Genomic DNA, 248 nt, shown 5'->3' on the forward strand with positions numbered 1-248 from the left:
AAGACCACCATCGCGCGGCTCATGGCCGATGCGTTCGACGCGCAGTTCCTGAGCATCAGCGCGGTGCTCGGCGGCCCCCAGAGGATGCAGGAATGCGGCATGCCGCTGCGAATCGCGTTCGAATCGGGCCAGCCGCATTCCTGCATCCTCTGGGGGCCGCCGGGCACCGGAAAGACCACCATCGCGCGGCTCATGGCCGATGCGTTCGACGCGCAGTTCCTGAGCATCAGCGCGGTGCTCGGCGGCCC

The 248-nt window shown here is 68.5% G+C and carries 1 protein-coding gene; it reads left to right on the plus strand.

The genetic code is table 11. The features are described from left to right. Window positions 1-9: 9 nt before the first annotated feature. A partial coding sequence (locus ACCD11_RS28455; protein WP_413316485.1) for an AAA family ATPase occupies window positions 10-248 on the plus strand: 239 nt, incomplete at its 3' end.

This window comes from Variovorax sp. Varisp36 (assembly GCF_047304235.1).
Taxonomy (GTDB): domain Bacteria; phylum Pseudomonadota; class Gammaproteobacteria; order Burkholderiales; family Burkholderiaceae_C; genus Variovorax.